Here is an 11,716-nt window from a genome sequence, read left to right as displayed (position 1 = left end):
CAGCGGCCCTCGCGGGCGGGGCGGAACTGTTCCACCGCCGGGTAACCGGCCGCTCCCCTGCCCGGTTTCCGTGCCGTGGGCAAGCGGTGGAAAAGGTATCCGGCGCGCCGGGACGGAATCGTTAACGTGGCTTTCGGCGAACCGGATTTCAGCGCCGAGACCCGTAGCCGCACGAGAACGCCGGCGTCCGCCGTGCCGGCCCGCGGTCGTCCGCGCGACGCCAGACACCAGTGCCGGAGGTAACGCCGATGACCCTGTCTCCCGTCGAAGAACGCATCCTGCCCGGCCCCCGCGCCGAGGCGGCGCCGCCGACGAGCATGCTGTGCCCCGATTTCCCGTTCGCCTACGACGACTGGATCCGCCATCCCGCCGGTCTCGGCCGGGTGCCGCGCCAGGCGCACGGCACCGAGGTCGCGGTGATCGGCGGCGGCCTGTCCGGGATGGTGGCCGCCTACGAGCTGATGAAACTCGGTCTCAAACCGGTGATCTATGAAGCCGAACAGCTCGGCGGCCGGATGCGCTCGGTGAGCCTGCCAGGTTACCCGGACGCCGTCGCCGAACTGGGCGCGATGCGGTTCCCGCCGTCAGCCGGGGCGCTGTTCCACTACATCGACAAGGTGGGTTTGGAGACGACGCCGTTCCCCAACCCGCTCTCCCCCGCGTCGCCGAGCACGGTGATCAACCTGCACGGCGAGAACCACTGGGCCCGCACGTCCGCCGACCTGCCGCCGGTGTACCGCGAGGTCAACGACGCCTGGACGAAGACGCTCCAGGAGCAGGCCGACATGTCGCTGATGGAGGACGCCATCCGGCGCCGCGACATCACGACCATCAAGGCACTGTGGAATCACCTGGTCACGAAGTTCGACAATGTGTCGTTCTACGGCTTCCTCACCTCGTCGCCGCTGTTCTCGTCCTTCGAGCACCGCGAGATCTTCGGCCAGGTCGGCTTCGGCTGCGGCGGCTGGGACACCGACTTCCCCAACTCCGCGCTCGAAATCCTGCGGGTGATCTGCACCGACACCAGCGACGAGCACCACCGGATCCTCGGCGGCTGCCAGCAGCTGCCGCTCGGGCTGTGGGCGGACGAACCCGCCGACCTCGAGTACTGGCCGTCCGGCACGTCACTGGAAAGCCTGCACGGCGGCGAACCGCGCCCGGCGGTGGTCCGGATCGACCGCACCGGCCGCGGGTTCACCATCGAGGACGCGAACCGCGACGTGCGCACGTACCCGGCGGCGATCTTCGCCGCGCAGAACTGGAACCTGCTCTCGGGGATGAAGAGCGACGACGCCCTGCTGCCGCAGCCGGTCTGGACCGCGCTGGAGCGCACCCACTACATGGGCGCGTCGAAACTGTTCGTCATCACCGACCGGCCGTTCTGGCTCGACCAGGACCCGGCGACCGGCCGCGACGTGATGAGCACGACGCTCACCGACCGCATCCCGCGCGGGGTCTACCTGATCGACAACGGCCCCGACGAACCCGGCACGATGCTGCTCTCCTACACCTGGAACGACGACTCGCTCAAGGTCGCGTCGCTGAGCCCGGACGAGCGGCTCGACGTGATGCTCTCCGCGCTGGCCAAGATCTATCCGGGTGTCGACATCCGGTCGCACATGATCGGCCCGCCGATCGCGATCACCTGGGAGACGCAGCCGCATTTCAAGGGCGCCTTCAAATCCTGCCTTCCCGGCAGCTACCGCTACCAGCGGCGCCTGTTCACCCAGTTCATGCAGCGTGACGCCGCCGAGCACCACCGCGGCTTCTTCCTCGCCGGCGACGACGTCGCGTGGATCGCCGGTTTCTCCGAGAGCGCGGTCACCACCGCGCTGAACGCCGTATGGGGCGTCGTCGAGCACCTGGGCGGCGGCACCCATCCGGACAACCCCGGTCCCGGCGACGTGTTCGACGAAATCGCCCCGGTGAGCCTGGATTGACAGCGGAAAGGACTTCCCCATGTTCGCGAAGATCTATTCCCCCGACGCGGTCACCGGCGGCGCGGCCTTCGAACAGCAGGCCCTCCGCGTCGCCGAGGTGCTGCGGGACCGCGGCGTCGGCTCCGGTGACCGTGTCCTGCTCAAGGCCGACAACACGCTGGCCTATCTGACGATCCTCGTCGCGCTGATGCACGTCGGCGCGTCGGTGGTGCTCGTCGACCATATGGAGCACGCCGACCGCACGGCCGAAACGATCGCCGGCTCCGGTGTCGTGCTGGCCGTCATCGACGACGACGCGCCGATGCCGCCGGACGCGCCGTCGGCCTACACCTACGAGATCATGGTGGCCGCCGCCGACCGGGCCCCGACGGACGTCCAGTTGCGTTTCGACGTCTGGGAAAAGCTGCCCGACAGTCTCGTGATGTGGTCGTCCGGTTCGACCGGCGTCCCCAAGGGCGTCGCGAAGAACGGCGCGCGGTTCCTGAAGAACCTCGAGCGCAACGCCGATCTCGTCGGCCACGTCGCCGACGACGTCCTCCTGCCGCTGCTGCCGTTCAACCACCAGTACGGCCTTTCGATGGTGATGATCGCGTGGCTGCGGGACTGCTCGCTGGTGATCGCGCCGTACCGCCGCCCCGACCGGGCGCTGCGCCTGGCCGGACGTGCCGGGGCGACGGTCGTCGACGCGACGCCGTCCACCTATCGCAGCCTGTTCAACATCATCGGCAAACGTCCGGCGCTCAAAGAGGAATTCTCCCGGGTGCGCATGCTGTGCAGCGGCGCCGCGCCACTCGAACCCGGCGTCGTGGAGCAGTCCGAAGAGCTGTTCGGCATGCCGCTGCTCGACAGCTACGGCAGCACCGAGATGGGCAACGTGGCCTTCGCCAACATCGGGAACCCGCGTGGCTGCGGGCAAATCGTCGAAGGACTGGACTTGGAAGTCCGCGCCGACGACGGCACCGTGCTGCCCCACGGCGAGATCGGCGAACTGTTCGTCCTCGACCCCGACCTCATGGAGGGCTACCTCGACGCGACCGGGCAGGTGATCCCCGTCGACCGCGGCTGGTACGCGACCGGAGACCTCGGCCGTCTCGACGCGGACGGGAACCTGTTCGTCGTCGGTCGCAAACGGGCGGTGCACCGCAACGGGCACACCCTGCATCCCGAGGTGATCGAGCACCGGCTGGCCGGGGAGGGCTGTTCGGCGAAGATCGTCGCGCTGCCCGATCAGCGTCGCGGGTCGAGCCTGGTCTTCGTCGTCGAGGACGACGCTCGGCGGGACTCGCGGTACTGGCGCGACCGGATCTGCGGTGTGCTGCCGCCCGCCGAGCAGCCGAACCGCGTCCTCGTCACCGATCAGTTCCCGTTGAACCGCAACGGGAAACCGGACCGGAAGCGGCTCGAACAATTCGCCGCCGCCGAACAACTCTGATCCCCACCACGAAACCGGGTGTGCGCAGTGGAAAGTTCCACCGATGCCGTCCTGTTCCCCGGCATGGGCCCCGCCCGTGCTCGCGAACTGGGCCGCTTCCTCGTCATCGATCCCCTGGCCCGGCGCCTGCTCGGCGTGGCGGAGCACGCGCTCGGCCGCTCCCTGCTGGATCCGCTCGCCAGAACGGACGAGGAGTACAACGAGCACACCCAGATCGCGTTCGTGCTCGCGTCGCTGGCGCTGGCCGAACGCGCCGAGCGGGAGCACGGGCTGGTGCCGGTCGCGGTCGGCGGCGCCAGCTTCGGTGAACGCGCCGCCGTGGTCCGCGCCGGCGCCCTTCCCGTGGCGGATCTCGTCCGGCTCGTAGACGCCGTCGCACGGCGGGAACGGGAGTACTTCGAGACGGCGCACCAGGATCTCGTCAGCCAGTTCATCGTGCGCACGCCGGAGGCGGCGCTCGGCGGGATCCTCGACGGGATCGGCCACGAACTCTCCGGCCGGTTCGACGACGAGGTCCACCTGGTGACCTTGCGCGAGTCCGATTTGGACGAATTCGTCCGGCGCGTCCGGGCCGCGGGCGGTTACGCGCTCACCACCATGCGTCCCGCGGCGCACGCGCGGATGCTCGGCGGATTGCGCGACAGGCTGGCGGAAGAGGTCTTCGGCGGGTTCGGTTTCGCCGACCCGGAGCTGCCGATCGTGTCCGATCAGGACGGTGAGCCGGTCCGGACCGGCGACGAGGTGGCATCGCTCCTGCTGGAGTCGACGGTCAACGCGGTCCGGCTGCCGGGGCTGGTCCACCGGTTCGCCACGCTCGGCGTCGGCCGGGTCCTCGTCGCCGGTCCGGACCACCTGCTGCACCGGCTGCCCGGGCTGACGTCGGCGTTCACCCTGCTGCGCGCCGACCTCCGGGACACTCTGAAACCGAGACGACGGCCCCGCGGGCGAGAGGCGGTGGCCGCATGAGCACCAAGGTCCGCGACGTCGCGACGATCATGGTGTCCTGCCTGGCGCAGCTGATGGTCGCGATCGACATGACCGTGCTGCATCTGGCGGTACCCGCGCTGACCACGCAGCTCGGCGCTTCGGCCGAGGAACTGCTGTGGATCGCGGACGTCTACGGGTTCGCCATGGGCGGCCTGCTGGTGACCATGGGCAATTTCGGCGACCGGTTCGGCAGGCGCCGGGTGCTGCTCATCGGCGTCACCGCGTTCGCGCTGGGCTCATTGGTGGCGGCCTACGCCCCGAGTGCCGAGCTGCTCATCGCGGCCCGCGCGCTGCTGGGAATCGCGGGTGCCGCCGTGCTGCCTTCGACGACTTCCTTGCTACGCGCGGTTTTCACCACGCAGCGAGCGCGGACGGCCGCGGTCGGGGTGACCGCCGGGGTTTCGGCCGCGGGTTTCGCCATCGGCCCGATCGTCGGCGGGGTCCTGCTGGAACACTTCTGGTGGGGCTCGGTGTTCCTCGTCAACATCCCGGTGGCGCTGCTGATCCTCGGTGCCGCGCGCGTCGTACCGGAGTCTCGGTCCAGCGGCCGGTTGCGGCTCGACCTGCCCAGTGTGTTGCTGTCCATCGTCGGGCTGGTCGCCGTGGTGTACGCGCTGAAAGGCGCGTTCTACGCCGGGCTTTGGTATCCGGAGGTGCTCGGCGCGTTCGCTCTCGGAGGTGCGTCGCTGCTGTGGTTCGGCAGGCGCCAGCGTCGGCTGGAGCAGCCGCTGATCGATCTCGATCTGTTCCGGCGCCGCGGTTTCTCGGCGTCGGTCGGCTCGAATCTGGTGTCGGTGTTCACGATGTCGGCGTTCGCGCTGATCTCGAGCCAGTACTTCCAGCTCGTGCTGGGCTGGAGTCCGCTGCGCTCCGGGCTGGCCTTCGTGCCCGGCGCCGTCGCCGCACTCGTCGCGGGCGGTGTCGTGGCGGCCAAGGCGGTGCGCCGGTTCGGCCGGGCGCCGACGGTCTCGGGCGGGCTGGCGCTGGCGTCGATCGGCTTCGGGCTGTTCGGCGCGGTGAGCACGGACTCGCCGTACCTGCTGGTGCTGGCCGCGCAGGTGGCTTTCGGCGCGGGCGCCGGGCTCACGCTGACCGTCACCGGCGACACCATCCTCGGCACGGTGCCTCGCGACCGCGCCGGTGCCGCGTCGGCGATCTCCGCCACCGCCTACGAACTCGGCGGCTCACTCGGGATCGCGGTGGTCGGCAGCGTGCTGTCCGCCGTCTACCACGCCGAACTGACGCTGCCCGCCGGAGTGCCGCCCGATCTGGCCGCCCAGGTGCGGGAATCGTTCAGCGCCACCGCGGCGGTCGCGACCGGGCTGCCCGAACCGGTGGCGACGGCGGTCCGCACGGCTGCCGAGGAGTCGTTCGTCGGCGGCATCCGGACGAGCATGCTGGGCAGCGCGGCGGTGATGACGATCCTCGCGCTGGTGGCGCTGCGGAGCCTGCGGGGCGTGCCGAAGGTGATCGAGACCGACGTGCCGCCTCCGCGGCCCGCTCCGAGCCCGCTGCCGTGACTTGGTGGGCGTCGCGCAGGGTCCGAAGTACACGAAGCGGTCCTTCACGGACGTACGGCCAGGAACGACGTGAAGGCCTCCTTCCCTACTCTCAAGGTAGGGAAGGAGGCCTTCACGGACTTGGCCGGGCGTGTCTCGCCGGCCCCCTCATGACGAAGTGACGTTCCCTTCCGCACTGCCACGGACCATCCCGAAGAGCGGCCGACCGTGGTCCGCCGGGGCAACTATGCTGGCCGAAGGTGCCCCGGCCGCCTGACCTCCCGACCGAACGGTCCTCCTTGCGCCATGCTCGGAGCGACCGTCGCCCGGCCGCGCCGTGGACCCGCGACGGCCGAGGAGGGAAATGGGAGCGACGGCCGTCACGAGCGCCGGACCGGAGGACGCGCAGGCCGCGTTGGACCGGGTGCTCACGGGGCCCGGCGCGATCTGGGTGGTGCACGGGCCTTCGGGCAGTGGCCGCAGCACCGTTCTCTCCGGTCTCGCCCAGCGCGGCCGCCGCTCCGGTGCCGCCGTGCTGGCCGTGCCCGCCGGCCTCGAGCCCAGGACCGTCCTCCTCCGGCTGACGACCCAGCTGGCCGAGCTGATCACCGTCCTCGACCGCCCCGAGCTGGTCAGCATGCTCAGCGCGGTCGCCTGGCTGCGAACCCGGCTCGAATCGGGTTCCGGCGCCGGACCGCAGACGACGGCCCACGATCTGGTCACCGTCCTCGCCACGCTCGCCCCGCGCGGCCGCATCGTGCTGCTGTTCGACGACTTCGACCTGCTGCCGCCGGAGCTCGCCACCGTGCTCACCCTGGTCGCCGAAGGCGCCCGCGCCACCGGGACGGTCACCGTCGCGACCGTGACCGGCCGGAGCAGGCGGGACGGCCCGGTCGGCAAGGTGTTCGCCGTCGCCGACGGCGCGATCGGTCTCCTGCCGCTGACCGCCGACGAGGCGACCGCGCTGCTCCCCGCCTGGACGACCCGCGCCGGGCGGATCGCGAGTGATCCCGCGTTCGTCACGGCGGTGCGCGCCGCGCTCGGGCCGCTGTTCGGCAATCCCGGCACGGTCGGCGCGACGGTCGCGGGCCTGCGCGCCACCGGCAGGCTGGCGGTCATCGACGAGCACGTGTGCCTGATCGGCGCGGGAACGCCGATCGTGCTGCCCGGCGGGCATCCTGAGACGCTCCGCCTGCGACGGCTCGGGCCGCGCGCCCGGCGGCTGGCCGCCATCATCGCGGTGCTGAGCGAACAAGGCGCCGTCACCCTCGAAAGACTGCCTTGGCTGGCCTCCGCGGCGGGAATGACGCCGTCCATCGTGGGACAGGCCCTCGACGATCTGGTCCGGGCCGGGATCCTTCGCACCGGCAGCGGTACCGACGGCGCGATCGAGTTCGCCGTCCCCGCCCTGGCCGACAGGCTCCGGCTGGAGCACAGCGCGCGCTGGCGCGCCGTGCTGCATCGGCGGATCGTCCGGGAGCGGCGATCCGCCGAGATCGCCCCGCATCTCGCGGAGCTTCCGCCGTCGCCGCCGGATCCCGAGGCCGCGAGCCCGCTGCTGGAAGCCGCGGCGAACGCCGACCTGCCCACGGCCCGCCGCTACCGGAGGGCGGCGCTGCGGCTGCTCGCGCCGGCCGACGCCCGCTTCCCCGAAACGCTCCGTGCGCTGCTCGCGGACAGCCTCGCGGCCGGTGAGTACGGCACGCTGGCCGACGACCTCGCCACCGTCGTCGCACCGCGACTCGCCGACGCCGAGCCGTCCGCACGGCTGTCCGTCACCGCGCTGCTGTGCTGGCTGGGTGCCCTCGCCCACGATCAGCGGCTCGCCGAACTCGACGTCGTACGATCGCTGGCAGTCGAGGTCGCCCGCGCCCTCGACTCGGCTCACGAATGCCACCGCCTGCTGGACGCGGTCAACCGGGCCGACCGGCCGGTGGCCGCCGAGGCGGTCCGGGCGCTCGCGCGTGCCTGCGGCGCCGAAGACGACCGTCTGTTCGCCCTGGGCGCCGGGATCCTGCTCGGCTCGTTGCCCGGCGACGGTGGCAGGCCTGCCGAAGAATGGCTGGTATCGACGGAGATGCCGCCGCACGAGGACGTCGCCGAGGCCGCCGAGGTCCTCGACACGGTCAGCGTGCTGAAGGTCCTGCTGTGCGGCCGGTACCAGCCGCCCTCGACCGGGTTCTCGTGCGACTGGCACGCCGTCCGGCAGGCCTACCGCGAAGGCGAGTGGGACACGGCGCTGTCGCTGGCGCGGCGACTCGAAGGCGACCGCCTGTGGTGGGATCCACCCCGTCGCCACCGGTTCGCGAGTGTGTTCGCCGCGGAGATCTGCGCCCAGCGCGATCAGCCGGAACGAGCAGCGGATTGGTTGCGCCGCTTGCCTTTCCGGACGTCCGTCGACGCCTGTGCCGCCTGGGTCCGCTGCCGGCTGCGCCAAACCGAAGGACGGCACGACGAGGCGGTGGAGCGTGGCTGGCGGGATTACCTCGACTGCCGCGAACGCGGCGTGCGCGCGGGTATGGAACGGCTTCTCGCGCGGCTCCTGTACGGCGCGCGGCGTCAAGGTGACACCGAGACCGTGACCCGTCTGCTGGCCGAATTGGAGAACCTCGCGACCCGATGCCCGACCCCGTCGGTCCAGGAGGCGGCCCTGGTGTGCGGCGGTCTCGTGCGCGGGGACAGGGAATCGGTGCACGCGGGGGTCAAACTGGCCCGGCAGTCCGGCGACGTGTTCCGGATCGCCGAGGCGTGCACGGCGTTCGGCGAGGTGAGCCCGGTTCCCGCGCCGTCGCTGCTGGAAGCGCGCCGGACGCTGGAGCGGCTCGGCGCGGTCGCCGAGCTGGCGTCCGTTTCGGCGCTGCTCGACCGGCACCGCATCGCCGTCTCGCCGGAGCAGGCGGACCGGACCGACCGGGCGGCGCTGGATCCCTTGGAGCGCCACATCGTCGGCCTGATCGCGAGCGGCCACACGAACCGGCAGATCGCGGCCGCGCTGCAGGTCAGTGAGAAACGCGTCGAAGCGCGGCTGACGTCGCTGTTCGAGCGCACCGGCAGTCATTCCCGCGTGGAGCTGGCCGCGGCGTGGCTGCAGGGCCGCCTCGACACGGCGGCGCCCACCGGATCCTGACCGGCATTCACCCCGCCCGGTGGCCCCGCATCGCCGCGGCCAGCTGGGCGCGGCCGGTGATGCCCAGCTTGCGGTACGAACTGGTGAGGTGCTTCTCCACCGCGCGCACCGTGACCTCCAGCAGTTCCGCGATGTCGCGGTTGCGGCGCCCGGACACCGCCAGTTCCACGACGCGCTGCTCGGTCGCGGTCAGCAGGCCGTCCGCCTGATCCGGCGGCTCCCCGGATCCGGTCAGCCAGCTCGCGCCGCATCCGGCCGCCAGGCTCCGGCCCTCCCGCAGCCATTCGCGGGCGTCGGGCCCGGTGGCCCGTTCGCCAAGCAGGACCAGGGTGCGGGCGAGTTCGAGACGATCTCCCGAGCGGGACAGGGTTTCCGCGGCTTCGCGCAGCACCGGGACGGCGTCCTCGTCCCGATCGAGCAGCGTCGCGCGGATCCGCAACGCCCGGCCGACCGAAGACGGCGCGCCCCACGACAACGCCCGCTCGACCTCGCCCTGCGCGACGGCTTCGGCCCGCTTCGGGTCGTCGGTCGCCGCGAGCAGCAGCGCGATCTGGCCGCGCAGCGGCAGCAGCACCCGGTTCCCGAACCGTTCCAGCTGGTGCACGCAGTCGAGGAAGTACTCGGCGGCCGCGGTGTGATTGGCCTCGGTCAGCGCCAGGGTGCCGTAGGCCAATGACCGCAGCCACGGATCGTGGTCGGCCTCCAGGTTGTCGACGAGCAGCCGCGCGAGCGCCGGATCTCGTTGCTCCATCGCGATTTCGGCCAGCACCCGCATCGCCGTCATGGTGATCCCGACCCGGCTGGGGCCCGCCGAGGCGAGCACCGCCTGCGCGCGGTCGCGGGCGACGCCGAGCAGCCCCGTGGCGGAGGCCACCAGCGCCTGCCCCGCCCACGCGACCAGCGTCGGGAGGTCGGGGTCGGCGGCGGGGCCGCACGCCGCCGCGAGCCAGGAGTCCACTCCCTCCAGCGAATCCGCCGCCGCCAGCACCAGCACGGTGAGCGGGAACGTGGTGTACATCTGGTCCGGTGAACCGGGTTCCCGCGCCAGCACCTGCCTGGCGAGGTCCACAATGGACTCCCGGGGTGCGACACCCGCGACGGTCATCAGGTACAGCAGGACCGCGACCAGTTCCCGCTGGGCCGAAGACTCCTGCGCGGGCGCGGGACCGAGTTCGGCCAGCCGGTCCGCCGCCGCGTCCCCGGCACCGGGCACTCCTCGTTCGAGGTAGCGAAGCCGGGCTTCCATGCGCAACGCCGCTTCGGCCGCGGCCGGGCCCGGGACCTCCCGCAGTTCCACGAGCACCTGCCGGAGGCGGCGGACATCCGCGGCGAAACGGAGCCCGGCCACCACCGGGAGCAGGCCGAGCGCGAAGGCGCGATCGACCGGATCCCGCATCAGGCCCAGTGCCTGATGCAGATGCCGGTGGGCGGCGGGCAGGTCGTAGCCGCGTTCGACGGCGGCGAGATCGACGAGCAGTTCCGCGCGATCGGCGCCCGGATGCGCCAGCGCGTGCCGCAGGTATTGGGCGGCCGTCCGAGGCGACGAGTTCGCCAGCGCGGCACTGGCCGCGGTCCGCAGGACGTCCGCAGCCCACGGCTCGGGTTCGGCGACCGTCGCGAGCAGCTGGCGGCCGATCTGCTCGACCGGCCTTCCGTTGCGGTACAGGACGTTCGCGGCACGCAGGTGCAACCGGTCCTGTTCATCGGCGCTCAGCTGATCGGCGACGAGATCACCGGCCATCCCGCCGGCGAACCGCAGCAGCCCGTCGGCGGGGGTCTCGACGATGCCCAGCCTCCGCAGCGCCCGCAGCGCCGCGTCGAAGTCCGGGGAATCGAGTCCCGCGAGTTCGGCGAGGACGCCGGCCTCGGTCTCCTCGCCGAGCGCGGCCATCGCCTTGGCCACCGCGCGGACGTCGTCCGGCTGGGCGCGCAGGCAACGGGTCAGCCGGGCCGCCGCGGGCGAGGGGCGCAACGCGGCGAGTTCGGCCGCGGCCGAGGCGACCGGGCGCAGCCCGTGCCCGAGTATCGTGTTGACCAGCGCGTCCAGCAACATCGGCGAACCACCCGTGCGGGCGAAGCAGGCGCCCGCGAACTCGGGGGCGGGTTCGGCTCCGCAGCGGGCGGTCAGGTAGGCCCGGACGCCGGCGGCCGAGAGCGGGGTGGCGTGCACCGTACGCGCCGCGGTGCGGGCGATGTCCTTGACCACGATGTCGTCGGCGGAGTCGTCGCCCTCCAGCAGGGTCGCGACGACGAGGACCCGCAGCCTGCTCATCCGTTTGGCCAGGTAAGCGAGCCAGCGCGCCGACGCCGCGTCCGCCCATTGGAGATCGTCCACGAGCAGGGCCACCGGGCCGGTGTCGCGCACCATTTCGGTGAACAGTTCCAGCAGTTCGTGCAGCACGAGATGGGCGCGGCGCGCGTCGGGCGGGCCGGCGGGGAATTCGCTGTCGGCCCGGACCGCGGTGAGCAGTTCCCCGCGACGACCCGCCTCCAGCAAGGGTTCCAGCAGCAGCCAGACGACGCCGTGGGCGACTCCGCGCTCCAGCGGTGTCGCCGCTGCCCGCACCACGCGCACTCCCCGCGCGGCGGCCTCCTCCCCCGCCGCGTGCAGCAGGGCGGACCGCCCCGCCCCCAGGCCGCCGCGGACGACGACGAACTCGCCCGCCCCGGCACGGGCCTCGGCGACCGCCCCGGCGATCGCGGCCAGCTGATCCGCTCGCTCGATCATCAT

6 protein-coding genes are annotated in these 11,716 nt (G+C 72.1%); 5 read left to right on the top strand and 1 reads right to left on the bottom strand.

From position 1 onward, the window contains the following. Window positions 1–248: 248 nt before the first annotated feature. The 5 genes from AC069I_RS15610 (at window position 249) to AC069I_RS15590 (ending at window position 8,985) form a co-directional block, all read left to right on the top strand. Window positions 249–1,940, top strand: coding sequence for a flavin monoamine oxidase family protein (locus AC069I_RS15610; RefSeq protein WP_478265688.1), 1,692 nt, complete (start codon window positions 249–251; stop codon window positions 1,938–1,940). A 19-nt stretch (window positions 1,941–1,959) separates the two neighbouring features. Continuing rightward, complete coding sequence (locus tag AC069I_RS15605; protein WP_478265687.1) at window positions 1,960–3,372, top strand: class I adenylate-forming enzyme family protein; 1,413 nt, start codon at window positions 1,960–1,962, stop codon at window positions 3,370–3,372. A gap of 27 nt (window positions 3,373–3,399) precedes the next feature. Further along, entirely contained in the window at window positions 3,400–4,338 is a 939-nt protein-coding gene (locus tag AC069I_RS15600) for an ACP S-malonyltransferase (protein ID WP_478227603.1), read from the top strand. Continuing rightward, window positions 4,335–5,879: an MFS transporter gene (locus AC069I_RS15595; protein WP_478227602.1), complete on the top strand. Its 1,545-nt coding sequence runs from the start codon at window positions 4,335–4,337 to the stop codon at window positions 5,877–5,879. The genes AC069I_RS15600 and AC069I_RS15595 overlap by 4 nt, the downstream gene beginning before the upstream one ends. Window positions 5,880–6,222: 343 nt before the next feature. Beyond that, window positions 6,223–8,985, top strand: a complete 2,763-nt coding sequence (locus AC069I_RS15590) for a helix-turn-helix transcriptional regulator (protein ID WP_478265686.1) — start codon at window positions 6,223–6,225, stop codon at window positions 8,983–8,985. 7 nt (window positions 8,986–8,992) lie between these two features. On the opposite strand, the gene AC069I_RS15585 is transcribed toward AC069I_RS15590, so the two are convergent. Next, a complete protein-coding gene (locus tag AC069I_RS15585; protein ID WP_478265685.1) occupies window positions 8,993–11,716 on the bottom strand; it encodes an AAA family ATPase in 2,724 nt (907 codons plus the stop codon).

This window comes from Amycolatopsis sp. NPDC043885, from assembly GCF_056435685.1.
This window is presented reverse-complemented; position numbering and strand designations above follow the sequence as displayed.